Origin of the sequence: Mycoplasma todarodis, assembly GCF_004335995.1 — a bacterium.
Taxonomy (GTDB): domain Bacteria; phylum Bacillota_I; class Bacilli_A; order Mycoplasmatales; family Metamycoplasmataceae; genus Mycoplasma_K; species Mycoplasma_K todarodis.
Window position 1 is genome coordinate 1 of sequence record NZ_PSZP01000005.1, and the last position, 20727, is coordinate 20727.

Genomic DNA, 20727 nt, shown 5'->3' on the forward strand with positions numbered 1-20727 from the left:
TACCTTCAACACCGATAAATCCAAAACCTTTAGTTTCATTAAAGAATTTTACTTTTCCTGTCATAATATATATCTCCTTCCATATGCTTACACACTTCTAGGAGCGTATACATAAATATATTATATAGTGTTATTTGATGTTTGTAACCACAATAAAATAAAAAATAGCATTCAAGATGCCCTATTGATCATATATATTCATACAATGTTACGCATATTAAAAAATTGCAAAGGAAAAACCTGCTCGCCAAAGACAGGTTTTTGAAGCACTCAATCAAGCCAATAATTGAATGCATAATATTTATTCTGAGAGAGAATACACTCTATAATGAAGAAAAACACCTTTATTATTCAAGACCTTTTTCATAACGTGATAATGCATCGCCAAATAAACATTAGCACCATTACAGAATGTTTTATATTAAATTATTAATACACGTAATTTTTCAATTACATTATTATTATACACATTTTATTAATCATTTTGAACATAATAAGCAAAAAAATCATTTTTTTGTTGTTTTTTACATTTTAAGGGTCATAAAACACAATTAAATACTCATAATTTCTTGCTATTGCTTACTTTCCTGTATATACAGTTTTCGACAAAGAAAATGAAAATATTTTCAAATTATGTTCTTAAATGGTAATGAACGAGCATAGTTTCAAAGTGAAAACATTATTTTTTTTCAAAATAAATGGAATATAAATGATTTTATGTTTTTTACATTAATATTAATTGTTAAACCCGCAAAATAAAATACTTAGCAGGAGTGTTCGTTTGTTTTAAACATAATATATCCGCCTTTGAGTGTCATTGTTCATTTTCAACATTTATATATTTTCTCCCTTCAAATCTAACATTCAAATTAGCTATTTTCTTGCTTTTTTCAAAATTGCAAAGAAAAGATGCCATTATGACATCATTGTTTTCTTATCTTTAATAGTGAAAGTTTTCATAGAATAGTCTATTTCATAGTAATTCTTAGCAATTAATTCTCCAGAAATGATTGCTTTAGCTAGTATTGACTCTATGTTTCTCTTAATATATCTCTTAATTGGTCTAGCTCCAAATGCAGGATCGTATGAATTATTAGCGATAGCATCTATAGCTTTTTGAGAAAATGTCAGTCTAATCTTCTGATCGCCTACTCTTTTTATTAGTTTTTGGAGTTCTAATTCCACGATTTCAGTAATAACCTTCTTATTTAATGAGTTGAAAGGAGTAATCTCATCAATTCTGTTGATAAACTCAGGACGAAGATACTTCATTAGTATTTCTTTAGGTTTAATACGTTTTTTATCGAGCATCTCTTGTGCTCCTAAGTTTGTTGTCATTATTACTATTGTATTTTTGAAGTTAACAAGTTTACCTTTTGAATCTGTAACTTGTCCATCATCTAGTATTTGTAAAAGTATATTCAATACATCTGGGTGTGCTTTTTCAATTTCATCAAAAAGGACTATTGAATATGGTTTTCTTCTTACTGCTTCTGTTAATTGTCCGCCATCACCATAACCAACATATCCCGGAGGGGAACCGATCAATCTTGCTACGGTGTGTTTTTCCATATATTCTGACATATCTATTCTAATCATTGCTTTTTCAGTGTCAAATAAGTTTCTAGCAAGTGCTCTCGCTACTTCTGTCTTACCTACACCAGTTGGACCCATAAATATAAATGAACCGATAGGTCTATTTGGATCGTTTATATTAGCTTTGGATCTAAGGATTGCATCAGTTACTAACTCAAGAGCTTCATCTTGACCTTTTACTGATTCTCCCAATGATTCTTTTAGTTTTAATAACTTTTCTTTTTGTGACTCTAGTAAGTTGTTAAGAGGGATACCAGTTCATTTAGACACAATGCCTGCTATCTCTTCTGAATTAACAACTTCTTTAACTAAGGTATTATTATTTTCTTGTATATTTATTTGTGCTTGTTTTAGTTTATTTTCTATTTCAGGAATTCTTGAATACATTATTTCGGAGGCTTTCTCGAATTTACCCTCTACTTGGAATCTGTTCAATTCTGCTTTTGCTGTTGCTAAATCTTCCTTTAGCGTTTGTACACTAAGTACAACATCTTTTTCTTGTTTTCATTTATTAGTTAATTCTTCTTGATTTTCATTAGCTTTATTAAGTTCCACTTCTATTTTTGCTAATCTTTCTTTAACTGAATCGGTATCTTCTTTTGAAAGAGCTGCCTTTTCCATTTCTAATCTCGCAATTAATTGTTTAACTTTTTCTAATTCTTCTGGCATTGAATTCATCTCAGTTTGAATTGCAGCTGCCGCTTCATCAATTAAGTCAATTGCTTTATCTGGTAAAAATCTATCAGAAATGTATCTTGAAGATAATTTTACTGCTGCTATTAAGGCATCATCCTTAATAGTTACACCATGGAAAGTTTCTAGTCTTTCTTTTAATCCTCTTAATATTGAAATTGAGTCTTCTACTGTTGGTTCGTTAACAGGTATCTTTTGCATTCTTCTTTCTAATGCTGGGTCTGATTCGATGTATTTACGGTGTTCATCAAGGGTTGTGGCACCAATTAAATGCATCTCTCCTCTTGCAAGCATAGGTTTAATGATTTGAGCGGCATCCATACCACCTTCAGCATTTTTACCCATACCTATTAAAGTATGAATTTCATCTATAAAGATAATGATCTTACCATCAGAATCTTTAACCTTTTTCATCAATGATTTCATTCTTTGTTCGAATTGTCCCTGGTAACTTGCGCCAGCTATCATAGATGGTAAATCTATTTCATACAATTCTTTATCTTTAAGATTTTCTGGAACTTCTCCATTTGCTATCTTTTGAGCAAGACCCTCTACTATCGCCGTTTTACCAACTCCAGGTTCTCCTACTAGAACTGGGTTGTTTTTTGTCTTACGTGTGAGGATACGAATAATACGTCTAATCTCTTCATCACGTCCTATAACAGGGTCTAATTTATTTTTTATGGCCTCATCAATTAAGTTCCGCCCAAACTCTTTTAATGGGTCTTTCTGTGATTGATCTGGTGTGAAATTAAAGTTCATTTTATCCTCCTTGTTTTAGAACATCTTGGAATGTCCTAATCAAATTATAACACATTATTAGCACTCTACACTTGCGAGTGCTAATAATATGAAAACCATTAAAATATTGACTAATAGCATAAAAAAATACCATTAAAGGTAATTTTTATCATAATATTCTATCTTTTTTTAGAGGCTTTATATTGTTTTTTAGCTTCTTTTATTTCAACCTTAGCCGTTTTAATTTGTTCCTTTGAAGTTGGTTCTTTTGGAGTGTTTGTTTCTGTTGTATCTTGTTTCTCCACTTTTTCTTCTGGAACTTTTGTTTCCGCTGGTTTTTGTGTTTCTGGTTTTGTGTTTACTTCTTCTTTCTTTTCGATTACCCCAGTTGGTCTTGACTCAGTTTTTAAAATTCTTTTGGCTCTTTCTTTGATGGTTTTATATTCATCTTTTGTTAAGAAGCCATTTTCATTTAATGCATCTATTTGTAATATTGATTCTGATTTTGAGATTCTAGTTATAGTAATTGTCTTGAATGCAAGTAATACTAATACAAAGTTAGTTAAACATCCAAAGTTAATCAATCATGGTCATATTGATCACACATGAGCAATATCAAGTATTGACATTACAACCATTATTACCGAAACAATCAATGTTGAGATGAATGATATCACTACAATTCTTTTGGCTTTCTTATTTAATTTTAATGCGAAGAATGTAATTGAAAGTGCAAGTATAAATACAGAAATTGCAATTAATATCCCTCCCACAGCTGTCGAACCTTGTTCTCCAACATGGATCAATTGATTGGCTTCATCAACGTTTCCTTTTGTTCCATATCCCTTACCGGCGATAAATACAAATACTGCTCCAAACAATATAAGTATCATAGCTAAAATTCATAAAATGAAGTTAGTTATTATTAGTAATTTTGTTTTTTTATTCATGGAGACATTATAACTTAAATGGTCTTATAATATTAATATGAAAATAACTACACTAGAGGTCATTGCACAAAGTATTGAAGATGTTATAGCAATAAACAAATCAAAGGCACATCGTATTGAATTATGTGCGAATTTAGAAGTTGGTGGATACACTCCAAACTTAGAATTAATTAAGGAAGCAACAAGTATTTCTAATATACCAGTTATGGTTATCGTTCGTAATCATTCCGATACTTTTGAAATCACAAAAGAACAATTAGATTTAATTATCAAACAGGTGAAGGAGATAAATAAAACTAAAGCACACGGAATAGTGTTTGGGGCAACATTAAATAATGAAGTTAATAGACAAGCATTAGAGTTGATTAAATCAGCATTGAATGATAAAGAAATTACGTTCCACAAAGCCTTTGACGAAATAAATAACAAGGAACAGGAATCAAGATATTTAAAAGAACAAGGTGTTTCAAGAATATTAACTTCAGGTAGAGAAGGTAACCCTGAAGAATTCATCGAAGAATTACTTCAAACTCAATCTTCAGGAATTGAAGTGTTGATAGGTGGTGGAGTTACTTTAAAAAATAAAGATTTATTAGTTAAAAATGGTTTTACCAACATTCATATTGGGCGTGCAGCAAGACAAAATAATTCTTGAGATCATTCAATAGATATTAATAAGATTAATGAATTCCTAAAATAAGAACTTTAAAGATACTTACGTATTTTTTTATTTATTTTTTTATAGAGTTATAATACTTTTATAAAACAAGGAGGTTGTATGACATTTTATATTATCATGTTCGCAGTTTGAGCCATTGTAGCTATTGTTTCAGTTATCATTGAATTCAACACTGTTCAACAAGTCGGTTTTGCGAGTTGTATTGGTGCCTTAGTCGCCTTAATAGTACACTCAGTAAAAAGTGATATGTATTGACCAGAGTTTGTAGCTTACGGTGCAACATGAGCAGTTTCATGAGTTGTGTTATTCTTCGTTATGTTAAAGTTCAAACATAAAATCCACGATACAGAAGATGGATTCTTAGACTTTATCGGTAAAGAAGTTGTAGCCAACAAAGGAAATGAAGATGAAACTTACGGAGAGATAAGTTTTGGAGATAAGATCTTTAGATTTAAATCACATGAAAAAATCAAAAAAGGTGATGTAGTAATTATCGAATCAATAAAGGGTGTTACTATGACCGTAAAGAAAAAAGGAGATAAGTAATGGGAATAGCTATTGGAATAGTGATTGGTGTATTAGTACTACTTGTACTGATATTCGTAGCAATGGGAGTTAAGATTGTCCCACAAACACATGTTTATGTTGTTGAAAGATTAGGTTCATTTAAAAGAACACTTAAGAATGGTGTTACATGAGTCTTCCCAATCTTAGATAGAATCGTTTTAAAAGAAACATTAAAAGAAAGAGTGTTGGATTTCCCAGCGCAAGACGTTATTACAAAGGATAACGTTACAATGAAAATTGATACTGTTGTTTATATGCAAATAACAGATCCAAAATTATATGCATATGGTGTTGAAAACCCAGTTGGAGCTGTAGAAAACTTAACAGCAACAACATTACGTAACTTAATTGGTGATCTTGAATTAGACCAAACTCTAACATCAAGAGATACAATCAATGAAAAACTTAGAGCAATACTAGATGATGCAACAGATTCATGAGGTATTAAAATCCTACGTGTTGAACTTAAAAATATTCTTCCACCTGAAGATATTAGACGTGCGATGGAAAAACAAATGCGTGCTGAACGTGGTAAACGTGAAAAAATCTTAGATGCTGAAGGGGTTAAAGAAGCAGATATCCTTAATGCTGAAGGTAAGAAAAGATCGGCTATTCTTAGAGCTGAAGGGGTTAAAGAAAAAATGATCCTTGAAGCTGAAGGTAGAAAGCGTGCAATTGAGTTAATTAATGAATCAAGCCCTACACAAGCCTCATTATTACTTAAATCATATGAAGCATTAGTTGATGCATCAAATTCAGATTCTTCAACAATTATTCTTCCATCTGATTTAACAAACGTTGCTTCAATGGCAGCTACATTCAAAGCAACAAATGTTGCTCCAAAAACAACTGCTAAGAAAACTGCAGCAAAGAAAAAATCAAACGCTAAAATTTCTAAATTATTAGAAGAGCTAGATAAATAAAAACAGCATCTTATGATGTTGTTTTTTTATTTACTTTTGAACCTTTTTAACTACTTCAATTCATCCGCCATAACGATCTGTTTGGATTTTCATGTTCCCATAAATATCTCCACCCAACACAAATTGCTTTGTAATTGAATATCTAATTCCATTAACTTCACCTTTGGTTTCGTCACCAATTGCTTCAATTGATTTTTTAGAAAGAAGCATTCTATTTTCAGGAATTCTCACTCCACCTTTTGACTTAGGTCAAATATATGTTCCTGTTGGCTCACCTTCATTACCGAAGCAATCTATGTTTTCAAATCTATCTCAACTTCATGTCTTTTTCACGATTACTCCTTTGTCATCTTCATTAATTCTAATGTGTGTTTTGCATCACTTAAACCACGGTGATCTTCTTTAGTTGCTAAATCTAAATCAATTATTAGAGATTCTAATTTATAAGTTTTTCTATCAGGTCATTTTTGTTTGAATAATTTAATAGTATCGAATCATTCTGTTTCGATGTAATCGATTGAATGTTTCATAAGGTTTGTTCTAATAAACCCTTTATCAAATGGTGCATAATGCGCATAAACATTTAAATCACCAGCGAACTCTTTCAATAACTTTAATGCCATACTTAGTGGAATTCCACTCTCTTCAAGCATTCCTTTTGTTATACCTGTTAACCTAGTTATGAATGGCGGAACATTACGTTCAATGTCGATAAGATATTCGAATGTATCAATCACCTCTAATGTCTTCCCATCAACCTTGATTGCTGCAATTTCTATAATATCCTCTGTTTTAGGTGATAAACCTGTTGTTTCTATATCTAGAACTAAAAAATCTTTTCCATTATTAATCATATTTGACCCCTTTATTATTTAACCCAATTATAAACAAAAGTATAACTTAACTCACATATAATAAAAAACAGAGCTGAGCCCTGTTTTCTCTATTCTCTCGAAGTATTTAAAAAGCAATTTTTATAAACTAATAAGGAGTTATCAATTTCTAGATGTGTTTTGAAGGCTTAATTCAAAATTAAAATACTTTTATAAATACGAATTTATCGTGTCAATCATTAATAATATATCGACACATTATTAATTATACACAATTTTGTATATACAAGTATATTAAGTAATAGCTTATATATCTCCTAGTAATTCTTCCATAAATTCTTCATTCAGTTCTTGTGTCACTATTTCCTTTTGCTCGGGAATCTTTGTTTCTATATCATCTTCTCTGATGATTGGATCATTGTGCATAACTTCTTCAACTTCAATAATATCTTCAACACTTTGTTGCACAAGAGTGTTTGAATTTAATAATTCATCCATGAATGAATCATCAAGTGATTGATTATGAAGTTTAACTTCCTTGTTAATCTTCTTCAATTTTTTAGTTGTTGGTTTTTTAGGTTGAACAACAACCGTTTCTTCCAAGCCTACAGAATCCAATAATTGTTTAGCATAATTGTCATCATATTTTTGATTATGAAGTTTTGTTGATTTGTTAACAGGTTGCTTTTTAGGTTTATTGTGGTGTTTTTTATTATTTTTAGCGTTTACAGGTTGCACCATTTCCACTTTTTTAATTTGTACTTTTGGTTCTTCATTAAGACCTATTGCTTTTAATAATTCCTCAGCATATTTTTCATCAAGCTTTTGTGAATATATTTCTTTATCAGGTTGCTTGTGACGTTTAATTCTTTTGGGATGCTTAGCTTTTTTATCTTTGGTAGAGTTTGCTTTCTCATGTTTCCCTAAACCAAATTTAGTTTCAAATTCATTAAAGAATTCTTCAGATGATTTACCACCAAAAAATGAATCTTTAAGTATATCTTCAACTTCGTGAAGTTTTGATTCTTTAGTATATTCTTTTTTCATAAACTCAACAAATCTACTTGTTGAATTAATGAATGCAGTTATCAATAAATAATTCTTTTCATCACCAGTTCTAGTAAACGCTAAAGTCATATCCACTTCTCCGAATGGTATGTTAGCAATAAAGATTCTTTCATTCTTATAAGTAACGAAGGTCTTTGTTGTTCCGTAAATCATAGACCTTATAAATTGAGAGTACTCAGCTTTCTCTTTATTAAGTTCCAATCTTTCATTTAATCTCATTAACGCATGATCTGTTATGAAAACTGTTCTATCTGTAAATAATTCTTTTGATTCTATTCTTAATTGATTTGAAGGTTTGACTTGTTCTGTGAATTTATTGATTATGTGGCTTGTAAGTTTAACTTGATTAAGTGTCATGGTATTATTATAACCTTTAAAATGCCGGCTTATGAAAATGTCGAAATAAAAAGCCCCTTTGCCAGAGACTTATAATTAATATTTGTAAGTTTTTTATCCTCAGAATGCCAACCCCTTGGAAAAAAACTAAATTTGTATACGTTTAAAGAAATGAACGATAATACATTTTCATCTGTACTATCTAATTTTATCTGTGTGGGACGAGAATACCCACCCTTTACTTTATTCGAGAGAATATATCAAGTAAGGGAGAATAACTTGTTTATTGGAGGATAAGTTATTCTTTGCGATAAATAATATCGCTATAGGAAGTGTTGCCAATTATCTAAGAGTGTACTGTTAATTTGCCGAAAATCAGTACATTGTTCCATGCTTCCCTCATGAAACCCTTCCTCCTAAACCAATTATACATTTAAAATGAGTTATATTTTTGCAACCAAAATGACAAATAACCCATATTTAGTGAATATTGGAGCTTTTACAAAATATAAAGACACCACTTTTTTTAAGGCCACCCTTTAAAAATTAAAAAACCGAACGATAAAAAAATAAGAATTAAAAAAATTGTAAAAAATAAAGCAAGAAAAGTATTTCGAAATCTAAAAATACCCAATATGAAATCACTGTAAAAACTTAAAATTACGAGCAATAGGACAATGAATTAATTTTATTGAAATGTTAAAAATATCTAAGAAAAAACACTTGTATACTCATGTGTTAGTTTTTTATATCTTTTAAAAAAAGAGTTCAAAAACTCAAATACATACTAAAAAAACACATTTTTTGCCAAAAATCGCACTTTTTACAAAATGAGCATTAATTTTGTATTCTTCCAATACTAAAATCCATAATATAATTTACTTGTCCTAATAGATTTAAGGGATATTCGGATACAAAAGAAAAACTCACATTTTAAATATCGTCACATTTAACTTTCATAGATTTAATGCAGTTTTTCTCAAATAAATACATCACCCTTTAAGGATGTATTTATACTCAAATCTATATATGATTAATTAATGATCATTATAAATTCGAGGCTTCCAATCCGCTCTTCTTTACAAAATGCTGTATTAAAGAGAGTGATCGGGAGATATAGGTCAAAAAATTATATTGAACTTATTTAATACAAGTAATTCGCCAACCGCTGGAATTGTTAACACCTAACTCAAGAAATAACCTAACATATTTCTTTATATATTAAAATGTTCCCATTTTGTATTTTGTTAGAAGCGCCAAATCAACAAAATATAGAAGGAATTTCGTAAGCGAATTACCTGTCCAGTACACATTCAATACCTTATTTTATTTAAAAAAATAATTAAAAAGAGAACATTCATATGATGTTCTCTTTTATTCTGCCTTGATATCATGCAAATTCAGACATTAAAAGCATTCTGAGAGCTTTTTACCCTGTGAATGTAAATATACTCATACCTTTTAACGATTGGTCTCTAATAAGTCATAAACATAATTAAAAAACACAAGTTTATTCTTGTGTTTCTTCTTGTTCTGTAACGTATTCGAATGTTGAATGATTATTATGGAATTGTCTAGCATATATAAATCACTTAACTCCAATAAAGACATTTAAGAATGTTCCAGCTCCATTGATTATCATTTGAACTTCTAATCCATTATCTGTATCAGTAAGAACTTCATGTATATCTGATTGTCCTAATGCCGTTACCTCTGTTGAAGTTATATCGATGATTTTCTTTCCATGTTTTCTTATTGCTAAGAATAATGCTCTCTCTATTTTTGACATCTTACTTCATATAATGTGTTTGAATAATAATTGCGCAAATCAAATTGCTGCAGTTACTATGGCTGTTATGGCTCATTTACCCATTCCTTGATCTTTAAATACTAAAGCAACAATTGCAAATACTAAAGCTACATTAAACATAATGGCTTCAATTAAGAAATTAGTTGCATACACTCATACTTTTGTTGTTATTTTTTTCATTTTCATAAATGTATTATATTCCTTTGTATGTTTGAAAAAACAAAAGAACTCAAACGAGTTCCTTCATCATTTTATTTAAAGTCTCTACCTAAGTATTTAAATACTACCAATCCAGCAAATGCGATTGCAATTAAACTTCATACAACATAAACCACGATTGGACTAACTCAAGGTGTTTCAGTATAGTAATTCAACACTTTGTTAGAATCATATAATCCAACTTTAACTAATGTTTCAGGTTTTTGTCATAAAGCTTGATCAAATGTTGCGGGTGCATCTTTGAATTTTCTAGCTAATAAATAATTGAATGCTGGTACTCTTTCAAGAATATTATTAGATTCATTTGTTCATTTGAATCCAGATTGTTTTACATTAAGTGTTAAACCAGCAATTGCTTTTTCATATGTATCTCATGTTTTACTATTGTTTCATATAGAAGCATCGCTATAGATTTTATTAGCATCTTCTATATTTTTTCTCATTACTGTACCACTAGTTTTTTGACTTCTGTAACCTTCAGGTTTGAAGTAAAGTAAACTGTAGTCTTTACCACCAATAGTAATTTGCATTGCATTTTTAGCAAAGTCTTTATCAGTTTGTTTTTCTCAGCTTGTTACATTGATTAATGATGTATTTTTTGTTTGGAATACTGAGTAAAATTTAATTAGTTGTTGATAAACATCTGCATAAGCAGCATATTTGTATCAACCATCATTTTGTTCTTCGATTGCTTCTTTAATAGTCTTATCATCTTTGTCATATACTCTACCACTTGTATATGTTGTTGTTCCATCCATCTTAATCGCAATTACATTTTCCTGTCTTGCACCTGAAGATATTTGTCCGTTACCCAATGGTGAAAGAATGAAAGAAGTAATTGAAAATACGAAAGGGATTAATATTGCAGTTACAAGTGTAGCGATCTTACCGAATGAAGATGCTATAAATGTAATGATTGAAGACATTATTATTGTTATAACTAAGTTACCTATAAATAATGAACCTGCAAAATTAAATTTTTGTGCTGTACTTGCATTGTGATCAGCTGCACCTAAAATAATTCCCAATATAAATATAAATACAGAGAAGAATATTATATGAACATATAAAGCCATGAATTTGGCAACTATAATTTTTATCCTTCTAATTGGCTTGGCAACTATGATTAATTCTGTTCCATCTTCTTCTCCATCTTTAAAGATTGTGATTGCTTTTGTCGCAACATATAGAGGACCAAATACAAATGGAAATAAATAGAAGTATGCAAGCAAACCATCAATGACTGCTGCATCTGATTTGTTGTTAGCTATTTGAATTCCTAATGTTCCACCAAAAATTAATGCTAGTCCAAGCGGTATTAAAATTGTTGATAATTTTCTAAAACTTGAACGTAAAAGATATCTTGTATATTTAAACATTTTTACCTCCCTTAGAAGGTTCTTGAACTTCGTCATCTACAGAACCAAGAGATACGTATTTTTTGTAAACTTCCTCTAATGTGTTCTGGTTATTCTTGAATGTATTTACCACCAATCTAGAACTTGCTAATAAACTCATTAACTGTTTAGCTTCTATTTTTTTATTCAACTTAACAATACATCCATTGGTTGTTTTTGAATAGTTGAATTTGTGTTTCTTAAGGAATTTAATTAATGCATTGTTATCAGTTGTTTGAATCATGTATTCTAAATCAGAATCCCCAATAGCTTCTTCTAATTTACCCGTGAAAACTACCTTCCCTCCATCGATTATTGTTAATGAATTCACATATTTATCAAGTTCAGTCAAAATATGTGAAGATATAAGAATAGCAACACCTTTTTCTTGTAATTTCTTAAGTGTGTCAAAGAAGTCTATCCTTGCTTTTGGATCCAAGTTAGCAGCTGGTTCATCCATGATTATTATTTCAGGATTGTGAACCAATGCTTGTGCAAGTAAGACCTTTTTCTTTTGACCTGAAGAAAAGGTATTTGGATTTCTATTCTTTAATTTTTCTAGTCCTATTTCTTTTAAAACATTATTAGCAAAATCCTTGGATTCTCGCATTGATAAGCCCGATAAATAAGACATGTACACAATATATTTATAAGTTGAATATCCTTTTGGAAACTTAGCTGCTTCAGGAATATATCCAACTTTTGATTTAGCTTCTTCACTCAAGTGATCTAACCCAAAAATCTTAATATCACCTTGGAATTTAGCATACGCCCCAATTAATGATTTAATGGTTGTTGTTTTCCCAGAACCATTGGCACCTATGAAACCATGAAACTCTCCTGGATACACATTGAAACTCGCTCCAGATACGGCCGCTTTCTTAGCACCCTTGTATTTCTTAGTGAATTTTTTAACTTCTAACGCTGGTGTGTTTTGACCCATATTGCCTCCTTAATAAATAACGATAAAATCTTGTCCTGAATGAGCTAACATACTATTCGTCATACATTGTTTATTAATTATCAATTCAGGAAAACTGTTTTTTATTTTAGTAATTATCTTTCCTGCATATGACTCATCTATATTTGAGTAGATTATGTTTGCCACCTTCTTTTCTTTGATAACATTCTTCACTAAAGATGTTCCGTTTAAGGATACTTTTTCCTTTACTCACTGACCACCTTTTCATTTCATTTTGATTTTCACATTGGATGTTTTAATTAACATCGCAATTAAAGAATGCACTCTACCTTTGAGATTTAAAGTTTTGGCATTTAACACCACTCCCGTCATCTCGACTTTATCATTTAATTCTTTTATTCTTGTTTCTATTTCTTTGAGTGAATTACCGTTATTAATGATATCTTTCACATCATCCTTGTTTGTAAAGAATGCCGTTCCTTCAACAATTAAAATGTTTTCTGAATTGTTTTGATTTGTATAAGTATTTCATTGTCCACTCATCGATTTTGGAATAGTAAAGATAATAGTTTTTTGATTATCATCTTTTATGTATTCTTCTTTTAATTTTTCAAATGAAAGATACGCTGTTTTGTTATCTTTATTTGAAATTATTTCTCTGATTAATTCTTTATTATTCGTATCTTCCTTCCCATTTATAAAGACAGGGAAAGAAGTGAATCATTGTTCTTCTTGAACAACAGAACTATCCACCAATATTTTCATCCATTCACCCCCTTTTCATGCCTTTTAAACCAATGAAAGGAATTATTCTTGGTGTCTTATTAACATAAATCAGGTATTCAGGATTATTCTTAAATGTTCTTCACATCCCTTTTTCTAACATTGGAAGTCCCGAAACTTTATAAAGCATCATCATTATGAATAAAGGACCTAAAATAGAAATTCAAACTAATGAACTGCTTGTTGCTAGAACAACGAATACAAAGTTAAATATTCAAAATGTGTATTCACCAAAATAGTTTGGGTGCCTTGAAATTTTTCAAAGACCTTTTTGAATAAATTGACCTTTATTTCTTTGTAAAAATGTAAATTTCTGAGCATCAGCAATTGTTTCAAATGTTAAAGCTAAAACAGTTCCTATAATACCAATCAATGAAAATAAATTAAATTCATTTTTTCCTAAAAGTACTACAAAGTAAGAAGGCAATGAAACAATAAATACTGTAACAGCTTGGATTATTCAAAAGAAAAAGAATTTGTAAAAATTGTTCCTCATTTTATCAAATCTATGATCAACCTTTTCTTTGAGTATCCTTATAAATAAAAATGTTCCAAGTCTAATAGATCATGCTCCCACTATTATTAATGAGATTATTGAATTTATCCCAAAACTATCGCTTAATAACATCGCAGCAAGCAAGGTTATAGGAAAAGTACTGGCATAAGTTATGTCTGTAAATAAATCTTTTTGTATCATAAAGGCGAGTACAAAAAACGTCATATTAATGGCTAAAGAAATCGAAAATATAATAAATAATTCTAGTGCAATGTTCATATTGCCTCCTTTATTTGGTGCAATACCTACATATTAATTATATCACTTGTGTATACATATATACTATGTACTTTTATTGTGAAACACATTTAATAGCTTTAAAATGAGTAATATATTAAGTTTTTTTTGCAAATTATAAAAAAACACAAGTTAGAAAGAGTAAATAAAAAAACAACATTATTCGTTGTTTTTCTTTTCTTTAACTTTCACAAAACCTAATTTAGCTAACGTTGTATTTAATGTCGCTGATTTTGGTATTTTGAATTCTTCGTGATTCTCCATATTCATCAATATGCGCTCTTCTTTATATTCATGGAACATAACCACATATCCGTTAGTTATTTTTACTGTTTCTTTATAGTTTATTCTTGAATCAAGAATTATTCCTGAATCGACCAGTGTAACAACAAACTCCCTATAAATATCAGTACCTTCAATGAATAATATGTCATACAGTTCTCTTCAGGTCATTTCTTTTTCTTCAAAATCTTTTGCAAGTGTTCTAATTAATAGAATGTAAAATGGTATGGTTTTATGTTCGTTCATTATACGTTCCCCTTTACATCGAATTTACTTAAAATATCCTCGAAGGTATATGGTAATTTCACATCTTCATTAAATATCGGCGCATATCTGTAAGCGTTAACATTCATAATCATAATCATTTTTTGTCTTGTTCTTGAAAGTGCGACATTCAATCTTTTTATTTCTTGTAATTGTGTTTTAAATTTAGCATTTTTAGGAAGTCTTTTTCCTTCTCTTGCATATGTCGTATTCAAGAATACTATATCAGCTTCGAGTCCTTGTAATTGATCGACAGTCCCATGAGTAAATGAAGCAAATTTCTTTTCTCAATATTTGATTCTTGAGTTTTGTTTTCTAAAGAAGTGTTTATATTGGTCTTTATAAACAAACATAACCATTACATCAAGCGTAGATGCATCCTTTACATTCCTTGAAATAAAACTCAATTGTTCCATCAATACTTCTATTTCTTTATCATTAACTTTAGACATTTTAGAAAGAGTTGTGTCAATTCTATGAGTACCTTTATTATCAAGTAAAATCAAGTTTGCTTTGTTGTACATTTCAACTAACTTCATTTCTTTTTTAGAATTCCTAAATACAATGGGTTTCATAACATCAACTTTGGATTCTATTTGATTATCATAAGCAATAGGATTGTAAAGATTTAATACATATTGTGGTGACCTGTATGTGGTCCTAAACATTAATTTATTATTGTCTTTTGAATACAATCTTTTGAATACCGATTCAAAGAATAACTGATCAAAGATATTTCTTTCTTTTTCATTCAATTCTTCATAAAAACCACCATAACTCGATTTGTTAATTGGGATTGGTGCAAGTTGCATATCATCACCAACTAATATGATTTGTTTTGCATAAAGTGCATATCTTAAAACATCAACAATTGTAGATTTTGAAACCTCATCCATAATTAGGATTGATTCATCAAATCTATATCCCTTTTCAAGTTTCTTTTCTAATTTAGCACTTGTTATTGTTCCAGCAAAAAGTGAGGGATGAGAAAACCCTTTTGGTGTAGATAAAAATCTTTTGGGTCCTGCTTTGGCTCCAAATTCTTTTTTAAGTAAGTATTGTAAATCACCCTTTTCTGGAGCAAATTGTTTCAATCTTTCTCTGATGTTTCTAACAAGTAATGCGTCACGATCTGAATATTCTCTATTGTTATCTCCATATGAAGATTTTTCTAATATCATTCCAGAATAATTCTTAGATGCGGGTGTGTGAGATAAGTTATTAATAACATTATTTAAAGCTGCGTGAGTCCTTGAAGCTAAAATAACTTTTTCTCCTCTTTCATAAACAAAATGCTTGATTAATTGTGTGATAGTTCTTGTCTTACCTGTTCCAGGAGGACCTTTAACTAACAACATATCATTGTGAGATGCTGCTGCTTTAAAGATGATTTGTTTTGATTCATCTAGGTTAGCCATGTATTCTGACTTTACCTCTTTTTCAATATAAATTTGAGGTGCTGATTTCAACCCTAATAATATTTCTAAAACTGATTGATTGACAATAGAACCACTTCTGATACCACTCGCAATACTATTTAATGTTTCCACTTCAAAGTATCTATTAATATCACATTTATAAAGTATGTAATCTTGGAAGTGCGCGTCTATATTTTTTCAATCTTTAGGGAATTTACCTGAAATCTTTATCAATTGTTCTTCAACGGAAACAACCTCTATTTTTGGTTTAACAAATGCATACTTTAAAAGCCCACATTTCCTTGGGTGTGATAAAGCTAATTTCTTAACTTCAATATCCTCCAATAATTGCTCGGGATCATTAATGTAATCTATTTGACTAACTTGTATCGTTAGTTCTATTTCCCTTAGGAATATTTCATCCAAAGGAATATCAACTTCAGGATCTTCCATAGTAACATCCTCAATTTTATGTATTATTCCAACTCCTGTATGGAATCAGTAAGTAATATTTTGTATGTGAGTTGCGTACTTCGATATTATGCTCGCTGTAGTTGCTCTTTCAAGTTCGTGGTTTATCATTTAGTAATTATATAACTTTATTTAACTAAATTTAAGTTTATGAAATATCGTTTTAAAAAAAAGATGCACATTTAATGTGAATCTTTTGGCTTTTTAAATTAATTCTTTCACCATTTTTTTGATGTTTGTAGAATTAAATCCATGTTTTTCATAAATGACATCACCCGGAGCTGAATGCCCAAAATCTTTTGCTAAATGAGCGTTGATTTTGTTGTATTTTGATAATCTAAATCAGTATGAATCTGATGATGCTTCAATAGCAAGCATAGGAGCTCTATCTAATAATAACGCTCTAGCTAATTCATCATCATTAACTAAACCTTGAAGATTAGGGACTGAAATAACTCTTACATTAATTCCTTCTTCTTTTAATTCTTCATAAACTCTTACAGCTAATTCAACTTCTGATCCAGTAGCTAACAATGTAGCTTGGAAATTCACTGAATCTTTGATGATGTATGCAGACTTAAATTCATTTGATTTTAATGTATTGAATGATTTAATTGGTTGACGACAAGCAATTATAGACACTTGTTCATTCTTCGCAGTTAATGCATATTGGAATGCACCTTTCATTTCTGATTCATCACAAGGTCTAATAACTGTCATATTAGGCATAGAACGTAACATAGGTATTTGATCTATTGGTTGGTGTGTTGGACCATCTCCTCCAACTTGATATGAATCATGAGTAAATACATGAACAGAAGGAATCTTCATTAGTGATCCTAGTCTCATTGCAGGTTTCATATAATCTGCAAATGTTAAGAATGTTGCATCAACAGTTCTCAATCCACTCGCAAGGTGAATTCCATTATTAATGGCACCCATTGCAAATTCTCTAATTCCGTATTTGATGTTTTTGCCACCATCTTTTACATCTTTTGAAAATCCTACTTTGGTTGCAGCTTTTAAATCAGCTGAACCACCAATAAAGTTAGCAGTTTCTTTTTCTAAATACTCCATGATTGGAGCGATGTAATTTCTTGTTGCAACATCACTTTCTGTGAATTCCACTTGAGATAAATCTATATGATTTTCATCATTATAGATATCTAATAATTCTTTATAAACATCAGGGTATTTTATTTGATATTCTTCTACCAATACGTTTCATGCTTTGTATTGAGCATTTTTTGGTTCTCATAGTTTTTCTGCACTTTCATAAACATCAGCATCATATTCAAATGGAGTTTCATTTTTAAGTCCTCATTTTCTTTTGAATTCTGCTGTTTGTGTTTCACTCAATGTTCCGTTGTGACCATTACTTTGATTTTCAAATGGTGTTCCAGGTGCAATAACTGTATGCACTTGAATGAATGAAGGTTTGTCAGATAATTTTGCTAATGCAATAGCATTTGAAATGTTCTCTGGAGTTGGATCTGTAACTTCAAAAGTATCGAATTTTTGAGATTTGAAGAAATCAATAATATTTATATTATTAACTTCCTCTGTTCTTGAATCGATTTGCACTGCATTGTAATCTTGAATGATGATTAATTTATCTAATTGCATTGTTCCTGCTAATTGAATAGCTTCAAGAGCAACACCTTCTTGTAGACAACCATCACCATGTAAAGCAAACACATTGTGATCAATTATTGGTAAGTTAGTTCTGTTGTACTTTTTAGAAAGATATCTTTCTGATATTGCCATACCAACTGCCATAGCAACACCTTGTCCTAGTGGTCCTGTTGTAGCATCAACATAATCAAACATATCTATCTCAGGATGCGAAGGAGTTTTTGAACCATATACTTTATGGTTTTTCATATCCTCTACGCTTAAAAGCCCCATAAAATGCATGATTGAGTATTGTGACATTGAGGCATGTCCTGCTGATAAGACAAACTTGTCCCTATTCATTCATTTTGGATCTTCCTTTACGAATTTTAGGTTTTCACCAATTATTGAATATGTGATTGGTGCAGAACCAATAGCCATACCAATATGACCTTGTCCAGCTCTATTTATAGAGTCTAATGCGATTGAACGCATTGAATTAATTATTTTGTTTTTCATTATTTCTCCAATTTTATTTTTATATTTTTACCTGTTGCGATAGACTCATGTTTACGAATTGATTTTTGTATTGCTTTCGCAAATTCATATGCTAATATTTTGTCTCCGACAGTTGTACGCCCACCACGTTGTATATGCCCTAATATATTAGGTCTTGTTGGGATTCCAAATTTAGAAATCTCATCTGCATATTCTTGAATAGAATATTTCATTTTTTCCATAACTAGGATAGTTGCTGTACCTTTTTCGTCATAGATTTTTTTGACTTCTTTTGCAAATTCCTTAGGTGTTTTTAAGGGGTTATTTGTTACAGCTAAATCTGCATGAGATAACTTAAGTGATAACTCTGTTAGATCAGGACAATTCCTCCCCATAATTTCTACTAATGAGACATATCCATGTGCATTCACAGAATAGTAAATACGATTAATCGATTCAACAACTGTATTTAATGCTGTACTAAATCCTAAAGTTTGTATCGTATAGTCTACATCATTGTCTACTGTTAAAGGAACAAATGATATGTTCACTCCATTTCTGGAAAGTGTTTTTGCCAATTCATATGAACCATTACCACCCAGAAGAACCACGTGCTCGAATTGCTTTGCATTTTCGATAGTTTGTGCGAGTATTTCTTCGTTACCAACAATCTCTGGGAAACGCCCACAACCAATGATTGATGTTGGTATATCCAATAAATAATTTATGTTTTTAACATCAATCTTTTTAATATCATTCTTCCATAAACTTCTTGCTCCATAAGGTGAATAATGGAACTCGATATCTTTAGTTGAAAAAGATTGTCACAGATGATAAATAAAATCATTTATTCCTGGCGCATCTCCTCCTGACGCTATCAATAATATTTTTTTCATTTTTTCCTTCTTTCGTTTTTACTTTTTTAAAAAAGTGTCTTGTTTGTGTTAAGCATATTTGTTTAATTCATTTAGCTTTTCAACATCATTAAATAAGTTGATGCTTGCTCGTTCATTTTCTTTTTTTAACGGTTTCTCTTCAACTCTATTTTTTAAATATTCTTTAATTTCAGAGGAATAACATACACCCCTATTTTCAAAGTTAATTATTTCTGATGATTTGTTCTGTACCGGACATACAACTTCAACAATATATTCCTTTCCAAACCTTCACTTCAGATATTCTTCAATTTCTCTATATCATGAGTAATCAACGTTCTTAACATCCTTGATTTTCCGCCCTTTAACAATGTATGGAACGTCACCGGTGAAGATAATTTGATCAGCTCTTTTTACAGAAATAATATTGGTAATGATAAATATGTGTTTTCCTTTTATAATCAGCGCCGGTATTATTGATACCCCTTTTACAGCGAATTGATTTTTAAATGATATATTGTGAACTAATAGTTCCTTCCCTGTATCAAGATGAGTTTCAATGAATTTATTAGTTTGACTTGAAACCTCATCGTTATTTTCATGTGAACCTTTATTATTTTTAAAAAACATAAACACCACAAATCCAATAATCAACATTGCAACTAATCCAATCAACACCCAAACAATGACTGAAATATAATTTAAACTTGTTAGCATAACACCTCCTTGGAACTCAATTATATTCCTTTGAAAAATGAAAATCAATCCCGTCTATATGGCTTTTATTTCCTGTGTTTTTCGCCTTAAAAAATAAAAAATTCAAACTTATTAAAGCTTGAAAAAAGAGTTCTAATTTTATTGGTTAACAAAATACTTTACGAATAAAATTAACTTCTAAAGTAGATGTGAATTCATTAGATGATTAAACTTAGTGATTTAAAGCTAAATTTAAGTATTGTATTTATTTTATTTTTATGTGATTTGAATATATAATT

At 30.1% G+C, this 20727-nt stretch carries 18 protein-coding genes; 3 read left to right on the forward strand and 15 right to left on the reverse strand.

The annotated features are described in order from the left end of the window. Positions 1 to 915 precede the first annotated feature (915 nt). Both C4B25_RS01030 and C4B25_RS01035 read right to left on the reverse strand, forming a co-directional pair. Complete coding sequence (locus C4B25_RS01030; protein WP_131613213.1) at positions 916 to 3051, reverse strand: ATP-dependent Clp protease ATP-binding subunit; 2136 nt, start codon at positions 3049 to 3051, stop codon at positions 916 to 918. A 158-nt stretch (positions 3052 to 3209) separates the two neighbouring features. Further along, the gene (locus C4B25_RS01035) at positions 3210 to 3980 is read right to left on the reverse strand and encodes a tetraspanin family protein (protein WP_131613214.1); all 771 of its coding nucleotides are present in this window, start codon (positions 3978 to 3980) and stop codon (positions 3210 to 3212) included. A gap of 37 nt (positions 3981 to 4017) precedes the next feature. Here C4B25_RS01035 and C4B25_RS01040 point away from each other — a divergent pair, with 37 nt between their 5' ends. The 3 genes from C4B25_RS01040 (at position 4018) to C4B25_RS01050 (ending at position 6149) form a co-directional block, all read left to right on the forward strand. Continuing rightward, positions 4018 to 4680 (forward strand): copper homeostasis protein CutC, encoded by a 663-nt coding sequence (locus tag C4B25_RS01040; RefSeq protein WP_131613215.1) that lies wholly within the window; start codon positions 4018 to 4020, stop codon positions 4678 to 4680. Positions 4681 to 4758: 78 nt separating this feature from the next. Next, the gene (locus C4B25_RS01045; RefSeq protein ID WP_131613216.1) at positions 4759 to 5205 is read left to right on the forward strand and encodes an NfeD family protein; all 447 of its coding nucleotides are present in this window, start codon (positions 4759 to 4761) and stop codon (positions 5203 to 5205) included. Beyond that, positions 5205 to 6149, forward strand: a complete 945-nt coding sequence (locus C4B25_RS01050) for an SPFH domain-containing protein (protein ID WP_131613217.1) — start codon at positions 5205 to 5207, stop codon at positions 6147 to 6149. Before C4B25_RS01045 ends, C4B25_RS01050 begins: the two co-directional genes overlap by 1 nt. 30 nt (positions 6150 to 6179) lie before the next feature. On the opposite strand, the gene C4B25_RS01055 is transcribed toward C4B25_RS01050, so the two are convergent. The 13 genes from C4B25_RS01055 to C4B25_RS01115 form a co-directional block, all read right to left on the reverse strand. Further along, a complete protein-coding gene (locus tag C4B25_RS01055) occupies positions 6180 to 6482 on the reverse strand; it encodes a hypothetical protein (RefSeq protein WP_131613218.1) in 303 nt (100 codons plus the stop codon). A 2-nt stretch (positions 6483 to 6484) separates the two neighbouring features. Further along, the gene (locus C4B25_RS01060; RefSeq protein WP_131613219.1) at positions 6485 to 7003 is read right to left on the reverse strand and encodes a 3'-5' exonuclease; all 519 of its coding nucleotides are present in this window, start codon (positions 7001 to 7003) and stop codon (positions 6485 to 6487) included. A gap of 285 nt (positions 7004 to 7288) precedes the next feature. Then, positions 7289 to 8407, reverse strand: coding sequence for a hypothetical protein (locus tag C4B25_RS01065; RefSeq protein ID WP_131613220.1), 1119 nt, complete (start codon positions 8405 to 8407; stop codon positions 7289 to 7291). A gap of 1489 nt (positions 8408 to 9896) precedes the next feature. Further along, positions 9897 to 10382, reverse strand: coding sequence for a hypothetical protein (locus C4B25_RS01070; protein ID WP_131613221.1), 486 nt, complete (start codon positions 10380 to 10382; stop codon positions 9897 to 9899). Positions 10383 to 10447: 65 nt separating this feature from the next. Further along, entirely contained in the window at positions 10448 to 11794 is a 1347-nt protein-coding gene (locus C4B25_RS01075) for an ABC transporter permease subunit (RefSeq protein WP_168380656.1), read from the reverse strand. Beyond that, a complete protein-coding gene (locus C4B25_RS01080; RefSeq protein WP_131613223.1) occupies positions 11787 to 12755 on the reverse strand; it encodes an ABC transporter ATP-binding protein in 969 nt (322 codons plus the stop codon). The genes C4B25_RS01075 and C4B25_RS01080 overlap by 8 nt, the downstream gene beginning before the upstream one ends. A 9-nt stretch (positions 12756 to 12764) precedes the next feature. After that, positions 12765 to 13499, reverse strand: a complete 735-nt coding sequence (locus tag C4B25_RS01085) for a DegV family protein (RefSeq protein ID WP_131613224.1) — start codon at positions 13497 to 13499, stop codon at positions 12765 to 12767. Then, on the reverse strand, positions 13480 to 14292 hold the full coding sequence (locus tag C4B25_RS01090; RefSeq protein ID WP_131613225.1) for a DUF1295 domain-containing protein: 813 nt from the start codon (positions 14290 to 14292) through the stop codon (positions 13480 to 13482). The genes C4B25_RS01085 and C4B25_RS01090 overlap by 20 nt, the downstream gene beginning before the upstream one ends. 177 nt (positions 14293 to 14469) lie before the next feature. Beyond that, positions 14470 to 14838 carry a hypothetical protein gene (locus C4B25_RS01095; protein ID WP_131613226.1) on the reverse strand — a complete coding sequence of 123 codons (369 nt, stop codon included), beginning with the start codon at positions 14836 to 14838 and terminating at the stop codon, positions 14470 to 14472. Then, positions 14838 to 16856 carry an AAA domain-containing protein gene (locus C4B25_RS01100; protein ID WP_131613227.1) on the reverse strand — a complete coding sequence of 673 codons (2019 nt, stop codon included), beginning with the start codon at positions 16854 to 16856 and terminating at the stop codon, positions 14838 to 14840. The genes C4B25_RS01095 and C4B25_RS01100 overlap by 1 nt, the downstream gene beginning before the upstream one ends. A 93-nt stretch (positions 16857 to 16949) precedes the next feature. Beyond that, positions 16950 to 18878 (reverse strand): transketolase-like TK C-terminal-containing protein, encoded by a 1929-nt coding sequence (locus tag C4B25_RS01105; protein WP_131613228.1) that lies wholly within the window; start codon positions 18876 to 18878, stop codon positions 16950 to 16952. Further along, on the reverse strand, positions 18878 to 19753 hold the full coding sequence (locus tag C4B25_RS01110; protein WP_131613229.1) for a 6-phosphofructokinase: 876 nt from the start codon (positions 19751 to 19753) through the stop codon (positions 18878 to 18880). The genes C4B25_RS01105 and C4B25_RS01110 overlap by 1 nt, the downstream gene beginning before the upstream one ends. A gap of 48 nt (positions 19754 to 19801) precedes the next feature. Next, the gene (locus tag C4B25_RS01115) at positions 19802 to 20449 is read right to left on the reverse strand and encodes a hypothetical protein (protein WP_131613230.1); all 648 of its coding nucleotides are present in this window, start codon (positions 20447 to 20449) and stop codon (positions 19802 to 19804) included. Positions 20450 to 20727: the final 278 nt, after the last annotated feature.